This is a genomic window from Streptomyces sp. NPDC002851, assembly GCF_053591935.1.
In genome coordinates this window covers 39606-58780 of sequence record NZ_JBSFUT010000014.1, presented here as the reverse complement: position 1 = coordinate 58780, position 19175 = coordinate 39606, and the positions used below count along the sequence as shown (strand labels likewise).

20 protein-coding genes and 1 tRNA gene are annotated in these 19175 nt (G+C 69.9%); 14 read left to right on the top strand and 7 right to left on the bottom strand.

Going from position 1 to position 19175, the window contains the following annotated elements:
- The first annotated feature begins 31 nt into the window (after positions 1 to 31).
- Complete coding sequence (gene rdgB, locus ACWD10_RS16885) at positions 32 to 634, top strand: RdgB/HAM1 family non-canonical purine NTP pyrophosphatase (RefSeq protein WP_451091536.1); 603 nt, start codon at positions 32 to 34, stop codon at positions 632 to 634.
- Between the two features lie 48 nt (positions 635 to 682).
- Here rdgB and ACWD10_RS16880 read toward each other — a convergent pair.
- The 4 genes from ACWD10_RS16880 to bcp form a co-directional block, all read right to left on the bottom strand.
- Positions 683 to 757 (bottom strand) — tRNA-Leu (locus ACWD10_RS16880).
- A 10-nt stretch (positions 758 to 767) separates the two neighbouring features.
- The gene (locus ACWD10_RS16875; RefSeq protein WP_451091748.1) at positions 768 to 929 is read right to left on the bottom strand and encodes an HNH endonuclease; all 162 of its coding nucleotides are present in this window, start codon (positions 927 to 929) and stop codon (positions 768 to 770) included.
- A 341-nt stretch (positions 930 to 1270) separates the two neighbouring features.
- Positions 1271 to 1936 (bottom strand): HNH endonuclease signature motif containing protein, encoded by a 666-nt coding sequence (locus tag ACWD10_RS16870; protein ID WP_451091534.1) that lies wholly within the window; start codon positions 1934 to 1936, stop codon positions 1271 to 1273.
- A gap of 135 nt (positions 1937 to 2071) precedes the next feature.
- Positions 2072 to 2539 carry a thioredoxin-dependent thiol peroxidase gene (gene bcp / locus ACWD10_RS16865; protein WP_451091532.1) on the bottom strand — a complete coding sequence of 156 codons (468 nt, stop codon included), beginning with the start codon at positions 2537 to 2539 and terminating at the stop codon, positions 2072 to 2074.
- Between the two features lie 162 nt (positions 2540 to 2701).
- Between bcp and ACWD10_RS16860 the strand changes: the two genes are divergently transcribed.
- Both ACWD10_RS16860 and ACWD10_RS16855 read left to right on the top strand, forming a co-directional pair.
- On the top strand, positions 2702 to 3028 hold the full coding sequence (locus tag ACWD10_RS16860) for a DUF3618 domain-containing protein (RefSeq protein WP_451091530.1): 327 nt from the start codon (positions 2702 to 2704) through the stop codon (positions 3026 to 3028).
- Between the two features lie 43 nt (positions 3029 to 3071).
- The gene (locus tag ACWD10_RS16855) at positions 3072 to 3428 is read left to right on the top strand and encodes a GroES family chaperonin (RefSeq protein ID WP_451091528.1); all 357 of its coding nucleotides are present in this window, start codon (positions 3072 to 3074) and stop codon (positions 3426 to 3428) included.
- Positions 3429 to 3532: 104 nt separating this feature from the next.
- Here the strand turns inward: ACWD10_RS16855 and ACWD10_RS16850 are convergent, their stop codons facing one another.
- Positions 3533 to 5896 (bottom strand): transglycosylase domain-containing protein, encoded by a 2364-nt coding sequence (locus tag ACWD10_RS16850; RefSeq protein WP_451091526.1) that lies wholly within the window; start codon positions 5894 to 5896, stop codon positions 3533 to 3535.
- Between the two features lie 230 nt (positions 5897 to 6126).
- Between ACWD10_RS16850 and ACWD10_RS16845 the strand changes: the two genes are divergently transcribed.
- The 4 genes from ACWD10_RS16845 (at position 6127) to ACWD10_RS16830 (ending at position 9640) form a co-directional block, all read left to right on the top strand.
- Complete coding sequence (locus ACWD10_RS16845) at positions 6127 to 6927, top strand: ABC transporter permease (protein ID WP_451091524.1); 801 nt, start codon at positions 6127 to 6129, stop codon at positions 6925 to 6927.
- A 79-nt stretch (positions 6928 to 7006) separates the two neighbouring features.
- Positions 7007 to 7828 (top strand): ABC transporter permease, encoded by an 822-nt coding sequence (locus ACWD10_RS16840; RefSeq protein WP_451091522.1) that lies wholly within the window; start codon positions 7007 to 7009, stop codon positions 7826 to 7828.
- A 17-nt stretch (positions 7829 to 7845) separates the two neighbouring features.
- Positions 7846 to 8862, top strand: a complete 1017-nt coding sequence (locus ACWD10_RS16835; protein ID WP_451091520.1) for an ABC transporter ATP-binding protein — start codon at positions 7846 to 7848, stop codon at positions 8860 to 8862.
- Positions 8863 to 8872: 10 nt separating this feature from the next.
- A complete protein-coding gene (locus ACWD10_RS16830; RefSeq protein ID WP_451091518.1) occupies positions 8873 to 9640 on the top strand; it encodes a DUF1707 SHOCT-like domain-containing protein in 768 nt (255 codons plus the stop codon).
- A 132-nt stretch (positions 9641 to 9772) separates the two neighbouring features.
- On the opposite strand, the gene ACWD10_RS16825 is transcribed toward ACWD10_RS16830, so the two are convergent.
- The gene (locus tag ACWD10_RS16825; protein WP_451091516.1) at positions 9773 to 11089 is read right to left on the bottom strand and encodes an SGNH/GDSL hydrolase family protein; all 1317 of its coding nucleotides are present in this window, start codon (positions 11087 to 11089) and stop codon (positions 9773 to 9775) included.
- 400 nt (positions 11090 to 11489) lie between these two features.
- On the opposite strand from ACWD10_RS16825, the gene ACWD10_RS16820 reads away from it, so the two are divergent.
- The 4 genes from ACWD10_RS16820 to ACWD10_RS16805 all read left to right on the top strand — a co-directional run bounded on the left by ACWD10_RS16820 (position 11490) and on the right by ACWD10_RS16805 (position 15369).
- A complete protein-coding gene (locus ACWD10_RS16820; RefSeq protein WP_451091514.1) occupies positions 11490 to 12875 on the top strand; it encodes a DUF445 domain-containing protein in 1386 nt (461 codons plus the stop codon).
- Between the two features lie 67 nt (positions 12876 to 12942).
- Positions 12943 to 13953 carry a GlxA family transcriptional regulator gene (locus ACWD10_RS16815; RefSeq protein ID WP_451091512.1) on the top strand — a complete coding sequence of 337 codons (1011 nt, stop codon included), beginning with the start codon at positions 12943 to 12945 and terminating at the stop codon, positions 13951 to 13953.
- Positions 13954 to 14231: 278 nt separating this feature from the next.
- Positions 14232 to 14783, top strand: coding sequence for a GNAT family N-acetyltransferase (locus tag ACWD10_RS16810; RefSeq protein ID WP_451091510.1), 552 nt, complete (start codon positions 14232 to 14234; stop codon positions 14781 to 14783).
- 139 nt (positions 14784 to 14922) lie between these two features.
- The gene (locus ACWD10_RS16805) at positions 14923 to 15369 is read left to right on the top strand and encodes a very short patch repair endonuclease (RefSeq protein ID WP_451091508.1); all 447 of its coding nucleotides are present in this window, start codon (positions 14923 to 14925) and stop codon (positions 15367 to 15369) included.
- On the opposite strand, the gene ACWD10_RS16800 is transcribed toward ACWD10_RS16805, so the two are convergent.
- Positions 15351 to 16385: an SEC-C metal-binding domain-containing protein gene (locus tag ACWD10_RS16800; RefSeq protein ID WP_451091506.1), complete on the bottom strand. Its 1035-nt coding sequence runs from the start codon at positions 16383 to 16385 to the stop codon at positions 15351 to 15353. The two genes, ACWD10_RS16805 and ACWD10_RS16800, sit on opposite strands and share 19 nt — an antisense overlap.
- A gap of 179 nt (positions 16386 to 16564) precedes the next feature.
- Between ACWD10_RS16800 and ACWD10_RS16795 the strand changes: the two genes are divergently transcribed.
- Genes ACWD10_RS16795 through ACWD10_RS16785 form a run of 3 tightly spaced genes read left to right on the top strand, consistent with a single transcriptional unit; the run spans position 16565 to position 19134 of the window.
- Positions 16565 to 17350 (top strand): class E sortase, encoded by a 786-nt coding sequence (locus ACWD10_RS16795; protein WP_451091746.1) that lies wholly within the window; start codon positions 16565 to 16567, stop codon positions 17348 to 17350.
- Positions 17351 to 17368: 18 nt separating this feature from the next.
- Entirely contained in the window at positions 17369 to 17626 is a 258-nt protein-coding gene (locus ACWD10_RS16790) for a DUF3311 domain-containing protein (protein ID WP_451091504.1), read from the top strand.
- Positions 17623 to 19134 (top strand): sodium:solute symporter family protein, encoded by a 1512-nt coding sequence (locus tag ACWD10_RS16785; RefSeq protein WP_451091502.1) that lies wholly within the window; start codon positions 17623 to 17625, stop codon positions 19132 to 19134. Before ACWD10_RS16790 ends, ACWD10_RS16785 begins: the two co-directional genes overlap by 4 nt.
- The last annotated feature ends 41 nt before the right edge of the window (positions 19135 to 19175 follow it).

Here is a 19175-nt window from a genome sequence, read left to right as displayed (position 1 = left end):
GGGCCCTGGCCCTGGCACCCATAATCGGGGCATGACCCGCCTGATTCTCGCCACCCGCAACGCCGGGAAGATCACCGAACTGAAGGCCATCCTCGCCGACGCCGGTCTGCCGCACGACCTCGTCGGCGCGGATGCCTACCCCGACATTCCGGACGTCAAGGAAACGGGCGTCACCTTTGCCGAGAACGCCCTCCTGAAGGCGCACGCCCTGGCCCGCGCCACCGGACTGCCCGCCGTCGCGGACGACTCGGGCCTGTGCGTGGACGTACTCGGCGGCGCCCCCGGCATCTTCTCCGCGCGCTGGGCGGGCCGCCACGGCGACGACACCGCCAACCTCGAACTCCTCCTCGCCCAGCTCGCCGACATCGACGAGCTCCACCGCGGCGCCCACTTCGCCTGCGCGGCAGCGCTGGCTCTGCCGGACGGAACGGAGCGCGTGGTCGAGGGCCGCCTCCGCGGCACCCTCCGCCACGCCCCGGCGGGCACGGGCGGCTTCGGCTACGACCCGATCCTCCAGCCGGAGGGGGAGAGCCGGACGTGCGCGGAGCTCTCCGCCGAGGAGAAGAACGCGATCAGCCATCGCGGGAAGGCGTTCCGGGCGTTGGTGCCGGTGGTGCGGGAGTTGTTGGGCTGACGCCGCTTCGCCGAAGGGCGCCGCTCATCGGCGGCGCCCTGCTTGGAGTGGGCCCGGTGGGACTCGAACCCACGACACACCGCACCTAAAACGGCGCCCTCTAGCCTGCTGGGGTACGGGCCCGCAGCGATGCTTACTCTACTGGGCGTAGTGGGCCCCTGGTGCCTGGGTCGCTACGTCGGCCGCCTCGGCACCAGGTGCTAGTTGTCGCATGGCAGTTGGGGCACAACAACCGCAGGTTCTCGCGTCGGTCGTCGCTCCAGTCCCCGTTGATGTGGTCGACCTCCAGCGTCATGGGCTTGCCGAGCCACTCGGGGCCGATGCCGCAACGTGCGCACTCCTCGGGCACACCTACTTCGAGAAGTGCACGGCGTATGCGCTTCGTCGCTGTCCGGTGTGTGCCGTTGTGCCGGACCAGTACCTCCTCCGGGCGTTTGGCGTTCGCGGCCGGTTTCCCCCGATGATGCGCCTGCCCGACGAAGTGTGCGCTCGAAAGCCCTTCCTGCTCGATCCAGCGCCGCAGGGCGGCTCGTCGGCTGCCGTTGTCGGGAAAGTCGAGTCTCTGCAGGGCCTCGGCCAAGGAACGGGACGCGGCCACTGCCTGACGCAAAATGTCTGGGCTGGGCTTACGGATGCTCATGAGATGCCCTGCGTCCGGCGTTGCTTGCGTCTACCCCGATATGTGTCGGTGGTCGCATGGCAGTTGGGGCACAGTAGCCGCAGGTTCTCGATTCGATTGTTCCGCCAGTTGCCGTCGATGTGGTCGACTTCGAGTGGCAGCGGTTCGCCGAGCCACACCGGACCGATTCCGCACAAGGCGCAGCGTTCCTCGTTGCCAAGTTCACGCATCGCCCGTTTGAGACGACTGCTTGGTGTCCGCCAGGCGTGTGGTGATGTCTCCTCGACGAGGATCTCTTCGGCGGTCCGGCGACGCTGGTTATGCCTCTGGTTCTCCGTGCGGACCACCGGCGTGAAGTGTGAGGTGTCGATCCCGTACGCCTTGATCTTTCGGCTGATGTGGGTGTGGTGGCCACCGACGGCGTCAAGCCCCAGGCGGCGCAGGACCTCGGACACGCTCGTGGAGGCCGAGACCGCCGCCTGAAGGATCGCCCGCGTCCACTTCACCCCCTCCCGCTCGAAGTGGGACGTGTCCACCCCCAGCTTCTTCATGCGGTCCTGGATGTAACGGCGGCGTGAGCTCCGCGGATCCACCCCCAACCTCTCCAACGCCTCCGACAGCGTCCGAGACGCTCCGGCCGCCTCCTCCAGGCGCTCCCTGGTGTATGGGCTGGCTGCCCCCATGGGTTCCCCTCCGATCCGGTCGCACGTTCGTGGCCTCGTACGGAGTAACGAACCGGTTATCGGACAGTCACGCCCGGGATGCGGAACGGCTCGTACCGGATCGCCCGGTACGAGCCGCTCACCTCGCATCGGATGTCAGATCCCAAGATCCTTGATGATCTTGGCCACGTGGCCCGTCGCCTTCACGTTGTACAGGGCTCGCTCGACCTTGCCCTCCTCGTCCACGACGACCGTGGAGCGGATGACTCCGGTGACGAGCTTGCCGTAGAGCTTCTTCTCGCCGAAGGCGCCGTATGCCGAAAGGACCTGCTTGTCCGGGTCGCCGACCAGCGTGACCTTCAGGTCCTCCTTCTCGCGGAACTTGGCCAGCTTCTCCGGCTTGTCCGGCGAGACGCCGATGACGTCGTAGCCCGCGGTGGCGAGGACGTCGAGGTTGTCCGTGAAGTCGCAGGCCTGCTTGGTGCAGCCAGGGGTCAGCGCCGCCGGGTAGAAGTACACGATCACCTTGCGGCCCTTGCGGTCCGCGAGCGAGACCGGGTTGCCGTCGGCGTCGGGCAGGGTGAAATCGGGGGCAACGTCGCCGGGCTGCAGGCGCTCACTCATGTACGGCTCTCCTCGGTCGGTGCAGTCGGTGCAGGTGCAGGTGCGGGTATCGGTACGGGAGAGCGTAATGGGGGCCCTTGTGCGGTGCTGCGGCCCGGGAGCTGACAGACTGTCCACTACGAAGCACGAAGCCACGGATACGAGCCACACGGAGGCAGCGCGGTGTCGGATGCGGACGTCAGGACCCCCGCTGAGATCGAGGCGGACATCAAGCGCCGGCGTGCGGCGCTGGCCGAGACGCTCGACGAGATCGGCGTGCGGGTCCACCCGAAGACCATCGTCGGCGACGCCAAGGCCCGCGTCGCGAGCAATGTCGACCGGACCCTCGGCCGCGCCTACGTTTCCGCCAACCGCGCCGTGAGCCAGGTGAAGTCCCAGTTCGTGGACGCCGAGGGCGCCCCGCGGATGGAGCGCGTGGTGCCCACGGCGCTGCTCGCGGTGGGGGCCGTCGGGCTGCTCGCGGTGGCCGCGCGGCGCAGGAGAAGCTGACCCGGCGGCGTACGCAGGGGTCGGAGGCAGGTAGGTTCGGGGCGTGAGCGCCAACAACCAAGAGCACAGCACCCACCACGACAAGTTGCCCATCCGGATGCTGCACGACCGCGTCCTGGTCCGGACCGACACGGCGGACGGCGAGCGGCGCTCGACCGGCGGCATCGTCATCCCGGCCACCGCGGCGGTCGGTCGGCGCCTGGCCTGGGCCGAGGTCGTCGCGGTCGGGCAGAACGTGCGGACCGTGGAGCCCGGCGACCGGGTCCTCTTCGACCCGGAGGACCGGGCCGAGGTCGAGGTGCGGGGCGTGGCGTACGTCCTGATGCGCGAGCGCGATCTGCACGCGGTTGCCGCGGACCGCTTCGAGGGCTCCGAGGACTCGACGGGGTTGTACCTCTGATCCGTTGATCCGGGCCTGGGGGTTTCTTCCCTGGGGGCTTCTTCCCCAGTCCCGCCCCTTCCCGTAACCAGGGGGCTCCGCCCCCTGGACCCCCCCTTTCGTCCTCAAGCGCCGGACGGACTGGGAGTCGGAGCCCAACTTCCCTCGGGAGCACCGCCCCCGCCGGTCGTCGTATCGCCGCCGTCCGTAGTGCCGCCGTTTGTCCGGCCGCCCGGCGTCTGGTCGCCCTGCGTTTCGCCGCCCTCGGTCCGGCCCTGTGTCTGGCCCTCCGACCGGCCCTCCGTCCGGCCCTGGTTCTGGCCACCGTTCGTCGCCCCGCCGTTGCCGTTGGTGCCGCCGTTGCCGTTCGTGGGGCCGTTCGTGGGGCCCGTCGCGGTCGGCGTTCCGGGTTTCTGGGGCTCGTCCGGTGATGGGGTCTCGGACGGTGAGGGCGGGGGCTCGGAAGCGTTCGGGGCCAGGGTCAGGTCGAAGTCCTGGACCGGCTCGCCGCTCAGCGCGTCCCGGGTGAACTGGGCCCAGATCCGCGCCGGATAGGCCCCGCCGTCGATCCGCGGCTCCCCGAGCGCCCCGTACAGCGGGGTGTGCCCGTAAGGCGCCTTCGGGTCCTGGCCGAGGACCGCGACGACCGTCGCGAGCTCCGGCGTGTACCCCGCGAACCAGGCCGCCTTGTCCTCCTCGGCCGTGCCGGTCTTGCCCGCCGCCGGGCGGCCCGCGGCCTGCGCGGCGGTGCCCGTGCCGCCCTCGACGACGCTCTGCAGGACCGCCGTCGTGGTGTCCGCGGCCTCCCGGCTGACCGCCTGCTCCGTGCGCTGCTTCGGCAGCTCGACCGGCTGGCCGTCCTTGGAGACCTCCTCGACGAGCGTGTACGTGCCGTGCTTGCCGTGGTTCGCGAGCGTCGCGTACGCCTGGGTCATCTCCAGGACGCTGGCCGTCGCCGGGCCGAGCGCGATCGACGGCGACGCGGTCAGGTCCGGCGTCGACTCCGGGATGCCCAGGTCGATCGCGGTCTTCTTGACCCGGTTCGAGCCGACGTCCACGGCCATCTGTGCGTAGACCGCGTTCACGGACCGGTCCGTGGCCTCGGTCACCGTGATGTCGCCGTACGAGTGCTGGTCCTCGTTCTCCGGGGCGTAGGTGCCGCCGCTCCAGCCCTCGACCGGGCGCTTGTTGGTGCCGTCGTAGAGGGTGAACGGGGTGATGGGGCGGCCGTCCTGCGTGGTCGAGTCGTTCTCCACCGCCGAGGTGAACACGAACGGCTTGAAGGTCGAGCCCACCTGGTAGTCGCGCCGCGTCGCGCTGTTCACGTACTGCTTCGTGTAGTCGATGCCGCCGTACATCGCGACGACCCGGCCCGTCTCCGGGTCGATGGAGGCGCCGCCCGCGCGCACGTGGCGGTCGATCTCGCGGTTCTTGTCGATCTTCGAGATCAGTTGCTCGTCCACGGCCTCGACGAAGGCGTTCTGCTTCTTCCGGTCGATCGTGGTCGTGATCCGGTAGCCGCCCTTTTCCAGGGTGTCCTCGTCGATGATGCCGTTCTCGGTCAGATAGTCCTTGATCGCGTGCACCAGGTAGCCGCGCTGGCCCGACAGGCCCTTGGCGCCCTTCGGGGCGTCGGGCTCGGGGAACTTGGCGGCCTGCCGGTCCGCCGCGCTCAGCCAGCCCTTCTTGACCATGCCGTCGAGCACGTAGGTCCAACGGCCCAACGCCCGCTGCTTGTTCTCCGGATGCGCCGATACGTCGTACGCGTTGGGGGAGTTGAGCAGCGTCGCCAGATAGGCGCCCTCGGCGACCGACAGGTTCTCGGCGTCCTTGCCGTAGTACGCCTGGGCCGCGGCCTGGATGCCGTACGCGTTGCGCCCGAAGTAGCTGGTGTTGAGGTAGCCCTCGAGGATGTCGTTCTTGCTGACCTGGCGGTCCAGCTTGATCGCGATGAAGAATTCCTTCGCCTTGCGGGTCAGGGTCTGTTCCTGGCCCAGGTAGTAGTTCTTCACGAACTGCTGCGTGATCGTGGAGCCGGACTGCTTGCCCTTGCCGGTCACGGTGTTCCAGGCGGCCCGGATCATCGCCTGCGGGTCCACCGCCGACTCCTCGTAGAAGTCCCGGTCCTCGGCTGCGAGCACCGCCTCGCGTACCTGCTTGGGCATCTGGTTGAGCGGGATGCTCTCCCGGTTGACCTCGCCGTCCCGGGCGAGCTGCGAGCCGTCCGCGTACAGGAAGACATTGGTCTGCTTGGTCGCCGCCGCCTTGGCGGGCGGAATATCGACGAGCAGATACCCGGCCACGAGGGCGCCGCCGAGCAGCAGACAGAGCAGCAGGAACGTGCCGAGCACCATCCGCCAGGTCGGGAAGATCCGCCGCCAGCCGGTGCGCTTGCGCCGCTGCTTCTTGCCCTTGCGTGGGTCGTCGTCGCGCGACGCCCACGTCGGCCGCCGGTCGGCGCCGTTCTGCTGCGGCTCGTCGTCGCTCATGTCTTTACGGAACTCCTGTTTTCGCCTGGTACGCAGGTACTCGACCCTTTACACGGGTACGCGAACCTCTGGCCCAACTGTCGCATTGCGTGGTGGACCGCCCGTCATCAGGCACGCGTCTGTGACGGCACTGTGATCCTCCGACCGAGTGAAAATCCCTGGCGGGGTCTTGCGCTGCCCGGCTAACGTCGTGCGCTTTGGCCGGTGAGGGTGTGAGAGGGGGGCCGTGCGTGCGGTTATACGTGACGGTCGCGGTCGGCGGCTTCCGGCGTTACGCGACCTACCGTTCGGCCACCGCGGCGGGGGTGTTCACCAACTCCGTCTTCGGCCTCGTCCTGGCGTACACGTTCATCGCCCTCTGGCACGAGCGCCCGCAGCTCGGCGGCTACGACCAGGCCCAGGCGCTCGCCTACGTCTGGCTCGGCCAGGCCCTGCTCGCGGCCTGCGCGCTGCTCGGCGGCGGCGTCGAGAGCGAGCTGATCGAGCGGATCCGCTCCGGCGACATCGCCACCGACCTCTACCGCCCCGCCGACCTCCAGCTCTGGTGGCTCGCGACCGACCTGGGCCGGGCCGTCTTCCAGCTCCTGGGGCGCGGCCTGCTGCCGATGGTGTTCGGCGCCCTCGCCTTCGACATCGCGCTGCCCGCGGACCTGGGCACCTGGCTCGCCTTTCTCGGGGCCGTCGCCCTGGGCATGGTGGTGAGCTTCGCCATCCGCTATCTGGTCGCGCTGTCCGCATTCTGGCTGCTCGACGGGGACGGCGTCGGGCAGATCGCGATGCTCACCGGAATGTTCTTCTCCGGGATGCTGCTTCCGCTCACCGTCTTCCCCGGCGCGCTCGGTGAGCTGGCGCGTGTGCTGCCCTGGTCCGCGCTGCTCCAGGTGCCCGCCGACGTGTACCTCGGCAAGTACCCCGGCCCGGCCGTCCTTGAGGCGTACGCCTTCCAGCTGGCCTGGGCCGCGGTGCTGCTCGGCGCCGGGCGGCTGCTCCAGGCCGCCGCGACCAAGAGGGTGGTCGTGCAAGGTGGTTGAGGCTGCTTCGACGACTTCGACGACTTCGACGGGTTCGGCGGGTTCGGCGGGTTCGGCGGGTTCGACGGGTTCAAGGTCGGTGTGGGCGCGGGCCCGTCCGGTCGAGGCGTTACGCATGTACGGCGTGATCGTCGCCATGTGGATGCGCTCCACCATGGCGTACCGCGCGTCCTTCGCGATGACCGTCCTCGGCTCCTTCACGGCCTGCGCCTTCGACTTCGTCGCGATCCTCCTGATGTTCGCGCACGTCGACCGGCTCGGCGGCTACTCGCTCGGCGAGATCGCCTTCCTGTACGGCATCGCGGGCACCGCCTTCGGCCTCGCCGAGCTGCTGCTCGGCTCCGTGAGCAGGCTCGGCAGCCGGGTCCGCGACGGCACCCTCGATACGCTTCTGGTGCGCCCGGTACCGGTGCTCGTCCAGGTCGCCGCCGACCGGTTCGCGCTGCGCCGGATCGGCCGGATCGTGCAGGGGCTGCTCGTCCTGGCGTACGGCCTGATCGTCCTGGACCTCGACTGGACCCCGCTGAAGCTGCTCATGCTGCCGATGATGGTGCTCAGCGGTACCGCGATCTTCGGGGCGCTGATCGTGGCCGGGGCGGCCTTCCAGTTCGTGGCGCGGGACGCCTCCGAGGTGCAGAACGCCTTTACGTACGGCGGCAATACGCTGCTTCAGTACCCGCCGACCGTCTTCACCAAGGACCTGGTCCGCGGCGTCACCTTCATCCTGCCGCTGGCCTTCGTGAACTGGGTGCCCGGCCTGTACGTACTCGGCCGCCCGAACCCGGCCGGGCTGCCGGACTGGACGGCCTTCCTGCCGCCGGTGGTGGCCGCGGTGTGCTGTGCCCTGGCCGGGTTCGCGTGGCGGGCCGGGCTGCGTTCGTATCGAAGTACGGGTAGCTGAAAGGGAGTTGAGCGGAAGTGGGCGACGCATTGGCCTCCGGCGGCGATCCTGGCGAATTCATCGAGCTCGACGGCGTGGAGAAGGTCTTCGACGTACGCGTACGAAAGAAGGGCAAGAAGGGCAAGAAGACCGGATTGCTGCGCCGCGAGCGGCACGAGGTGCGGGCCGTCGACGGGATCTCCTTCACCGTGCCGCGCGGCGAGATGGTCGGCTACATCGGGCCCAACGGCGCGGGCAAGTCCACCACCATCAAGATGCTCACCGGCATCCTCACGCCCAGCGGCGGCCGCCTCCGGGTCGCCGGAATCGAACCCTCCCGGGAGCGCACCCGCCTTGCCCGGCGCATCGGCGTGGTCTTCGGGCAGCGCACCACGCTCTGGTGGGACCTGCCACTGATCGACTCGTACCGCCTGATGCACCGGATGTACAAGATCCCCGACGCCCGCTTCCGCGAGAACCTCGACCGCTGCGTCGAACTCCTGGATCTGGGCGGCCTGTTGAACGTCCCGGTCCGGCAGCTCTCGCTCGGGCAGCGGATGCGCGGTGACATCGCGGCCGCGCTCCTGCACGACCCGGAGGTGCTCTACCTCGACGAGCCGACCATCGGCCTCGACGTCGTCTCCAAGGCGAAGGTCCGCACGTTCCTGCGCGAGCTGAACGCGTCCGCGGGCACGACGGTCCTGCTGACCACCCACGACCTCCAGGACATCGAGCAGCTCTGCAAGCGCGTCATGGTCATCGACCACGGCCGCCTGATGTACGACGGCGCGCTCGCGGGCCTGCACGAGATCGGCGAGAGCGAGCGGACCCTCGTGGTGGACCTGGAGCACGAACTGCCCGCGATCGAGGCGGACGGCGCGCGCGTGGTCCGCGTCGAGGGCCCGCGCCAGTGGCTGGCGTTCCCGGCCTCGGCCTCCGCGGCACCGATCGTGACGGCCCTTGCGTCCTCGTACCCGGTGGTCGACCTGTCGGTACGGGAACCGGACATCGAGGACGTGATCGCAAAGATGTACGCGGAGCGGGCCGAGCCCTAGGGTGAACTTCATGACCGACGATCTGCCCGAGCTGCGGGCTTCGGACGCCGACCGGGAACGCGTGGCGGAGCGGTTGCGGGATGCCCTCGCCGAGGGCCGCCTGGACATGGAGGAGTTCCAGGACCGCCTCGACGCGGCGTACAAGGCCCGTACGTACGGCGAGTTGGCGCCGCTCACTCAGGACCTTCCGGCCACCCGGGGCGCCGGCCCCGGCCCTGCCGCCACCTCGTCATCCGAGGCCGGGGCGTGGGCGGACCGCATCGGCGGCCGCGGCACGTCCACCGGTGGCGTGGCGATCATGTCGGGCTTCACCCGCAAGGGCCGCTGGACGGCACCGCGCCGCTTCAACTGCTTCGCCTTCTGGGGCGGCGGCGAAATCGACCTGCGCGAGGCCGACTTCGAGGCTCCCGAGGTGGTCATCAACTGCGTGGCCATCATGGGCGGCGTCACGGTGACCGTGCCGCCCGGCGTCGAGGTCGACGTACGCGGCATCGGCATCATGGGCGGCTTCGACGACAGCGCGAGCGGGGTGCCCGGCGACCGGGGCGCCCCACGCGTCGTCGTCAAGGGCTTCGCCCTCTGCGGCGGCGTGGGCGTGCTCCGCAAGGCGTCGCGGGCGGAGAAGCAGCGGCTGAAGGAGGAGCGCCGTCGGGAGCGCCTGGAGCGGGGAGAGGGCGGCCAGAACGGCAACGGCAACGGCAACGGCAACGGCAACGGCGACGGCGATGAAGGCGGCGAGGGCGGCGAGGGCGAGGGGCGGCGCAAGGAACTCGGGTAGCGCCCGGACGCGTTGACAGCCCGCTGCGCGGGCCGCTCACAGCCGGGGGCACAGCGGGCCGGTCAGAGCGGGCTGGTTACAGCGGGGTGGTCACAGTGGACCGTTTACAGCGCGGTGGTTACAGCGGGGTGGTCACAGCTCAGCCGGAGCGGAGCCCTTGAGGAGAGCAAGGTTGAAGCTCTCCGCCATCTTCTGGAAGCCCGCGTCGCTGGGGTGCAGGTGGTCGCCGGAGTCGTAGGCCTCGCGGAGGCGCTCCGGGGCGTACGGGTCGCGCAGCGCGCGGTCGAAGTCGACGACCGCGTCGAAGACCTTGCCGTTGCGGATCTCCTCGTTGACCGTCTTGCGCACCGCTTCTAGATCCGGCTTGTAGCCACGGTGGCCGCCGAACGGCATCAGGGTCGCGCCGACCACCCGCAGGCCGCGCGCGTGCGCCTGCCGGGTCAGCTCGCGCAGGCCCTCGATGAGCTTCTCGGGGTCGGTCAGCTGCGGGGTGCGCAGGATGTCATTGACGCCAAGGACGATGACGACGGCCTTGACCCCCGTACGGGACAGCACGTCGCGGTCGAAGCGGGACAGGCCGCTCGGGTTGGTGGCCGGGCGGCCGAGGCCGTCGGAGAGGACCCGGTTCCCGCTGATGCCCTGGTTGAGCACGCTGTAGCGGGGCGCGCCCTGTTCCTCGCGGAGCCGGTCGGAGAGGACGTCGGTCCAGCGGGCGTTGGCGCCCATGGTCGAGCTGACGCCGTCGGTCAGGGAGTCGCCGATCACCACGACGGCGCCTTCGGCCTCCCGGGTGAGTACGTCGACGGCGGTCAGATAGCGCCAGTACGGGCTCTGTTCGGTGTACGCCTCGCCGCCCGGGTCCTCCGTGTGGTCGCCGCTCGCCGCGTACGAGATCTGCCGCGCGTGCGGGTGGTACGTGACGGGCCCGGAGCGGGTCGGCGAGAACGTCGTCACCAGGATGTCCCCGTCGGCGGGCACCGCGATGCGGACCGCGTCGCTGACCACCTGCCCGCCCGGCTCGATCACCACGGAGTGGCTGCCGCCGAAGCTGAGCCGGCGCAAGGTCCCGGCCGCGGCGGCCGCGTTGCTGGGAGCCGCGGCGACGGCTATTGAGGCGTGCTTGATGGAGAGCGGCTGCTGACCGTAGAGGTTGGAGAGCGTGATCCGGGCGCTGTGGCCCGCCACGCTGGTGTGCACCACGTTCCGGATCGACTTACCGGCCAGACCGGCCTCGGTCCTCGGCTCGGCGCCCGCGGGCGAGGCCGACCAGGTACCCACCCAGGTCCCGGCGGAGGCGGGGGCGGCGGAGCCCTGCGGACTGCGCGGGCCCGCGCGGAGGTTGTCGCCGGAGCCCTTGCCGCCGGACACGATGACGTAGATGGCGGTGGAGACCAGCACCACCACGGCCGCCAGTGCGGCCAGGAGGGCATAACCGTTGCGCCTGGTCATGCGTGCTGTATCTCCTCGGGACGGGGAGCCCCGAGGCTCCGGATTGACTTTCCCATTTTGCTGTACGGGCCTGGCGCGTGCGCAGGGGACCCCCGATTACCCAGGAGGGGCGAGGGGATTACCCGGGGCGGGGCGAGGGCGGATCGGCGCGGGGGCACAGTACGGCGCCGCCGTCGCCGCCGTCCGGTCCCGTCCGAACAGACGCCGGGAACTAACGGTCCGTTCCAGGAGTCGCTCACTTCAGGACGCGGCGGGGACAATTGGGTGGGGACGGTTCGGACGGATGGAGCGAATGGGAAGCGACGACAGCGAGAAGCCGGAAGTTCCGGGCACATCCTCCGATATGGCGGAATCCGTTCATAGGGAGGATTCCCCGGCGAGGGCTAGTGCATACGGGGGCATGGGGGACCCGGATGGGGATGCTGACGGTGACCCAGGTGGGGATGCTGACGGTGACCCGGGCGGGGAGCGGCCTGGCCCGGCGTACGAGAAGGCGGGCGTCGCCAGACGCTTCGGCGCCGCCGCCATGATGGACACCCCGGCGGACGCCGAGAAGCGCCGCGGTGTGCGCCGTATGAAGGTGACGGCGACCGGTCTTCTGCTCCTGGTCGCGCTCATCTTCATCCTGGCCAAGTGGGCGCAGAGCGCGGGCGCCGGTGGCTGGACCGGCTATGTCGCCGCGGCCGCAGAGGCGGGCATGGTGGGCGCGCTCGCCGACTGGTTCGCGGTCACGGCCCTGTTCCGCCGCCCGCTCGGCCTGCCCATCCCGCACACCGCGATCATCCCCACGAAGAAGGACCAGCTGGGCATCACCCTGGGTGAGTTCGTCGGCGAGAACTTCCTCTCCGAAGCGGTCGTACGGCAACGCCTGCGCGCCGTCGGCATCGGCGCCCGCCTCGGCACCTGGCTCGCGGACCCCGCGCACGCGGACCGCGTGACGGCCGAACTCTCCACCGCGACGCGGGGCGCGCTCACCGTGCTGCGCGACTCGGACGTGCAGGCCGTGGTCGGCGAGGCCATCACGCGCCGGGCCGAGGCGGCCGAGATCGCCCCGGGGCTCGGCAAGACCCTGGAACAGGTGGTCGCGGACGGCGGCCACTACCGCGTCGTGGACCTGATCTGCGTACGCGCCCACGACTGGCTGGTCGAGCACGGCGAGTCGGTGATGGACGCGGTGCAGGACGGCGCCCCCGGCTGGACCCCGAGATTCGTGGACCGCAGGGTCGGCGAACGCGTCTACAAGGAACTTCTGCGCTTCGTCACCGAGATGCGGGACATGCCCGCGCACCCGGCGCGCGGCGCCATCGACCGTTTCCTCACCGACTTCGCCGCCGACCTGCAGTCCGACAGCGACACCCGGGCGCGCGTCGAACACCTCAAGCGGGAGATCCTCGGGCGCAGTGAGGTGCAGGACATCATCGCCTCGGCCTGGTCGTCGGTACGGGCGATGATCGTCTCCGCGGCCGAGGACGAGCGCAGCGAACTGCGCCTGCGGGTACGCGCCGGACTCCTCTCGCTCGGCTCCCGCCTGGGCGAGGACGACCGGCTGCGCTCCAAGCTGGACGGCTGGCTCGAGGACGCGGCGGTGTACGTGGTGACGACGTACCGCAACGAGATCACCTCCCTGATCACGGAGACGGTGGCGAGCTGGGACGCCGAGCACACCTCCCGCAAGATCGAGGCCCACATCGGCCGTGACCTGCAGTTCATCCGGATCAACGGCACGGTGGTGGGTTCGTTGGCGGGCCTCGCGATTTATACGGTGGCGCATGCGCTCGGGGGATGAGGGCGCGTGGGGGACGGGGAGGGGGACGGGGACGGAGACAGGGGCGGGGACAGGGACGGAGAAGGTGATGGAGACGGGGCCGGAGGCCGGAGGTAGTCGGCACCAGGTGGCGGTCCTGGTACGCCACGGCGTGCTGCCGATGGAACTGGGCCTGGTGCACCAGCTGTTCGGCACGGCACGCTCCCCGGGCCCGGCGGGTGAGCGGCTGTACTCCGTACTGACCTGTGCCTTGGAGCCGGGCCAGATCCGCACGGACGCGGACTTCCCGGTGTACGCGGCACACGGCCCGGAGGCGCTGGCGCAGGCGGACACGGTGGTCGTACCGGCCTCGCACGAGGAGGACGAACTCCTGGACGGTGCAGGGGGATTGCCCCCGAGGCTGGCCGAGGCACTGGCGAGGATCCGGCCGACGTCCCGCCTGGCGTCGATCTGCACGGGCGCCTTCGTACTGGCGGCGGCGGGCCTCCTGGACGGCCGCCGGGCGACGACCCACTGGCTCTCGACGGCCCTGATGGCCCGCAGCTTCCCGAACGTACGAGTAGATCCCGAGGTGTTGTACGTCGACGAGGGCCGTGTCCTGACGTCGGCGGGCGAGGCATCCGGTGTGGACCTGTGCCTGCACATGATCCGGTGCGACTTCGGCGCGGCGGTGGCGGCGGACGTGGCGAGGCGCACGGTGGTGCCGCCGCACCGCGAGGGCGGCCAGGCGCAGTACATCCCGCGCCCGGTGGCGGAGCCGGATGGCCGCTCGTCGACGTCGGCGGCGCGGGCGTGGGCCGTGGAGCACCTGAGTGAGCCGGTCACACTCGGGGATCTGGCGGCGCGGGAGGTGATGAGCGTACGCACGTTCAGCCGCCGCTTCAGGGAGGAAGCGGGGGTGACACCGATGCAATGGCTGACCCGTCAACGCATCGAACGGGCAAGGCAGTTGCTGGAGGAAACGGACAGAACGGTGGACCGCATCGCGGCGGACTCGGGCTTCGGCACGGGCACGAACCTGCGCCAGCACTTCCACGCGGCACTGGGGGTGACCCCGAGGGCGTACCGGGCGACGTTCAGAGGGCCGGAGGGACTGTAAAGAGGAGGGGGGAGGGGCGACACGCCCGGGCGGCAGGAAAACGTAACCCCAAAATCACCACGGGCCGGGAAGCCGCCCTGAGACCCCGCCCCCGCACAACACCTCAGCTCACCCGCCCCATCTCGCCGCCCTTACAAGGCAGTTGAAGATCAATCCCAAAATCCCCGCATACCCACCGCAGCCCGCACGAACCTACGACTCACCCAACAACGCAGTCTTTCCGGCACAGTTGAGACAGAAACCCCGCCCCGGCAGCGACAAGAAGCAGGAGCAGACAGGTGATCTGTTACGGAGCGACCGTCCTCGACCTCGTGGAGGACCTGGTGGACGCCTACGCCGAGGTCTTCTCCGCGCCACCTTGGAACGAAGACGAGGAAACCATTCAGCGCTTCCACTACCGCCTCTGCAACGACACGGACCGCCCCGGCTTCCGAGCCGTCCTGGCCCAGTCCCGCACCGGCATCGACGGCTTCGCCCTCGCCTACCTGACCCCCGAACGCCTCCCGGACACACGGACCCACGCGAAGGTCGCGTCCCAGCTGGGCCCGGACAGGGTGACGAACCTCCTGACCGGCGCCCTGGAACTGGACGAACTAGCAGTCCGCCGCCACGCCCGCCCCCACGGCACCGGCCGCCACCTCCTCTCCGAACTCGCCGGGGACGCCCCGGAGGGCCGGGCCTGGGTGGCAATGTCACGGCGCGCGGAGGACGCGGTCGCGAGCTATCGGCGATTGGGGTGGCGGGAGGTGGAGCCACTGCCCGGGGAGGAGAACGAGATGCTGGTCTTTCTTTCGCCGGGGCATCCGGGGGTTGCCGGCGCGGCGGCATGACGGCGTTGTCGGCGTACAGTCGCTCCCTCCGGGGGCGCGGTCGGTAACAGCCGTCCAAGCAGAACCTGCGAGGGCTCCGGGCCCGCCGAGCAGGAGGCGTGATTTTTGCTTCCGGCCGCTGTGGGGCCATTCTTGCCTTATGGCTCGCTCATCAGCTGTCCCGTCTTCCCCCGGCGTCTCCGACCGGATGAGCCGGCAGGGGCGTCAGGACACGGAGCCGGAGTTGGCGGTGCGCCGCCTCCTGTACGCAGCGGGGCTGCGGTATCGGCTGCAGCGCAGGGTGCCGGGCATGGCCCGCAGGACCATCGACATCGCGTTTCCCGGGCCGCGTATCGCTGTCTTCCTCGATGGCTGCTTCTGGCACGGATGCCCTGAACATGCCACCAGCCCCAAGGCCAACGCGGCCTGGTGGCGTACGAAACTGGACAAGAACATGGCACGCGACGCCGAGACGACGGCCCATTTGGAGGCCGAAGGGTGGATCGTGCTGCGGTTCTGGGAGCACGAGGCGCCCGAGGATGTCGCCGCGCGCGTGGTCGCGGCGATCCACCGGGCGCGCGATCGACGTCAGCGCGGGTCCGCCTGAGCCCCGTGACACTCCCGGTACGCCATCCCCGACCCACACCAACAATCCCCCCGAGGAGGCCAAGCCACAGCCCGCCCCCGGGCCGCCAGGGTCGTGGCGTACTGGGGGAGGAGGTCCGGGTCGGACGGGGAGGTGGACTCTGAGGCTGCGAAGGCTTCGTAGGACGGGACCGTTGCCGTGACGATGCCTAGGTTTGGGGTGCCCGATGCCGCCAGCTCGCGGAGGGAGGACTCCACTGTTGCCAGGTGTTCCTCGTGGGAGGGGTATTCCGTCCTCAAGGTCGGGTAGGCCGCCAGGAGTTCGGAGAGCTCATCTGCCGGCCAGTGGAGGATCGCTACCGGGAAGGGGCGGGAGAGGGCCTCTCGGTATGAGCCCAACTCGGCCTGGAGGCGGGTGATTTCGGCGCGGAGTTCCGTCGGGTCCTCCGAGCCCAGGCTCCACGTGCGCTTTGGGTCGTGGAGTTCGTCCAGGGAGATCGACGACGTGTGGGCCGTGTCCGCCAAGGTGTCCCAGGGGTCGTGGGGCAGTGCCAGGAGGCGGCGGACTCGGTGGCGGGCGGTCATCAGGGTTCGTGTGTCGGGCGGGAGCTGGGCGGGGCCGGAGGGGGCGGGGGCGAGGGTCTTCGCCGCCTCCGTCAGGAGGTCGTGGGACTGTTCCAGTTCGTCGTGGGTTTCCAGGGCCTCCGCCGCGATGACCCAGGGGGCCGGGTCGCGGGGGGCCGCCAGGCGTACGCCGTCGATGATGGCGCGGGCCTCGGCCTCGTGGCCGTACTCGTAGAGGTTCGCGGCCTTCAGGGCGCGGATCAGGGTGGGGTGCTCCGGGGCCGGGTCGGTGGTGGCGAGGAGGCGGTCGTAGAGCGTGGTCGCGCGCGGGCGGTCGCCGGCCACCTCCAGGTGTGCGGCGGCGTGCAGGAGCAGCTGCTCGGCGTCCTCGGGGTACTGCGCCGCGGTGCGCAGGAGACGCTCGGCTTCCGCGGTGTGATCCCTGGTGTGATCCGTGTCCGATTCGGGGCGCATGGAGACACCGTACTGCCGACCTCTGACATGAGGCAGGGGCCGTCCAACGGGTGGCTGGTTGCTTGGGGGTGGCCAGTTCACGGGGGTGTGTTTATCGTGCGCGGCTGGGGGCGGCTGATGAGGGGGTGCCTTTGGTGGTCCGGGTCCGGCCGGGGCGGCGTGCGCGGGTGTCTGTCGTTGTGCAGGGTCGCGCCGCGCGCCGGCGGGGGGTCGTGCGGCGGGTGCTGTGGGGTGGTGCCGAGGTGGCCGTGACCCTCGGGCTCGTGCTGTTGCTCTTCGTCGCCCATCAGCTGTGGTGGACCAATCAGCAGGCTCGCGCCGGGGCCGAGCGGGAGGTCCGTGCGCTTGAGGAGCGGTGGGGTGACGACGGCGGGGGTGAGGGCGGGGGTGGAGACCGTCGCGGTGATGGTCGGGGTGATGGTGGCTCCTTCGATCGGCCTGCGGCGGGCTCCCGTGGATCTGATTCCGGTGCGTCCCCCTCGCATAACTCTCCGGGTTCCCAACCTCGTTGGGATTCCGCGTACGCCGTGCTGAGCATTCCTCGGCTTGGTGTGCGCGTTCCCGTTGCCGAGGGGGTCAGTGAGGGCGGGGTGCTCGATAAGGGGTACGTCGGGCACTATCCGCAGACCGATCAGCCGGGGCGGGTCGGGAACTTCGCGCTGGCCGGGCATCGCAATACCCATGGGGAGCCGTTTCGGTACATCAATCGGCTCGAGGCCGGGGACGAGCTGAGGGTTGAGACTCGGAGCGATGTCTTTACGTACGTAGTCGACCGGCTGTTGCCCGAGACGCTGCCTCGTGACTCCGGGGTGATCGCTGATGTGCCGCGTTCCGGCGTGAAGCCCTCGTACGGGTACCGCGAATCCGGGTACTACATCACGCTCACCACCTGCACACCCGAGTACACGTCCCGTTACCGGCTCATTGTGTGGGGGAAGCTCAAGTCTGCGCGGCCCCGTCAGTAGCTCAGTAGGCTCCTGTGGGTGATCTTTTCTCGCCCTCATCTGTTGTGGCTGCTTGTGCCCTTCGTGTTGTTCGTCGTGGCGCTGCCGGTGGCCAACCGGACCGAACCCGTCGTCTTCGGGCTGCCGTTCTTCTTCGCCTGGCTGCTCGGGGCGACGCTGCTCACGCCCGTCTCCGTGTGGCTCGCCTGGCGTGGGGACCAGCGGTACGGGTGGGACGAGCGGGACGAGCGGGGCCAGCGGGACCAGGCGTATCGGAGTGAGGACGGGCGCCCGTGAACGCCGCCGTTGCCACCGGGATCTTCGGCGTCTTCATGGTGGCCACCGTCGTCCTCGGGCTGCTCGCCGTGCGCGGGCGCGGGCAGCAGGGTGGGCTCGCCGAGTGGTCCGTGGGTGGGCGCAGCCTGGGGGCCGTGTTCATCTGGGTGCTGATGGCGGGGGAGTCGTATACGAGCTTCAGCTATCTCGGGGCCGCGGGGTGGGGGTACAACTACGGGGCCCCCGTGCTGTACGTCGTCGCCTATATGTCCTGCGGGTACGCGGTCGGGTACGTCGTCGGGCCGATGCTGTGGTCGTACGCGCGGCGGCACGGGCTCGTCGGGATCACCGACATGATCGCCCACCGTTACCGCCGCCCCTGGCTCGGTGCCGCCGTCGCCGTGCTCGCGACCGTGTTCCTGCTGCCGTACATCCAGCTCCAGATCACCGGCATGGGCGTGGTCGTCGCGACGATCTCCTACGGCACCATCAGCCTCAACTGGGCCTATTTCCTTGCCTTCGCCGTGACCACCGGGTTCGTGGTGGTGAGTGGGCTGCGGGGGAGTGCCTGGGTTTCCGTGCTCAAGGATGTGCTTGTTATGGGGACGCTTGGGTTTCTTGCCCTCTACGTTCCCTTGCATTACTTCGACGGGTACGGGCCCTTTCTCGACCGGCTGCTTGCCGAGAAGCCCGCGTGGCTGACGCTGCCCGGCCATGGGGGTGGTGAGGGGAGCGGCGGAGACGGGAGCGGGCTCGGCGTCGCCTGGTTCGCCAGTACCTCGTTCCTCAACGCGCTCACCGTCGTCATCTTCCCGACCACCGTCGCCGGTTACCTCGGGGCCCGGGACGGCGATGCCCTGCGTCGCAACGCCATCTGGCTGCCCGCGTACAACGTCCTTCTCTTTGTACCGATGTTTTTGGGGATGGCCGCTCTCTTTGTAGTGCCTGGTTTGGTCGGCGCCGACTCCAACCTGGCGCTGTTCCGGCTCGTCACCGACTCGCTGCCCGCTTGGGCGGTCGGGCTCATCGGCGTCGCGGCGGCGCTCTCCTCGATCGTGCCGATGGCCGTGTTCATGCTGGTGATCGGCACCATGTGGGGGCGCAGTGTGCTCTCGCTCGTGCCCCGGCTGCGCGGCCAGGCGCGGCAGAAGACCGCCTCGCAGGTGGTGGTCGTGGTCGCGGGCGCACTCGCGCTGATCATGACGTACGCCGCACCCAACACCCTCGTACGGCTGTCGCTCATCTCGTACGAGGGGATGGCGCAGCTCCTGCCGATGCTGCTGCTCGGCCTGGTGTGGCGGCGGCTGACCCTCGCGGGGGCGGTGAGCGGGCTCGTGGTGGGGGTGGCGATCGTGTGCGGGCTGGTGTTCAGCGGGAACGATCCCGTCTTCGGTGTGAACGCCGGGGTCGTGGCCCTCGCCGTGAACCTTGCGGTCGCGCTCGTGGTGACGTACGTGGGGCCGGTGAGGCAGGACGAGGATGAGCGGGCGGATGCCGAGGTGCTGGCGAAGGATCCGCTCGGGGTGTAGGCGGTGGGTGACGGTACGATCGGTGCGTCCGGCAGTGCGAG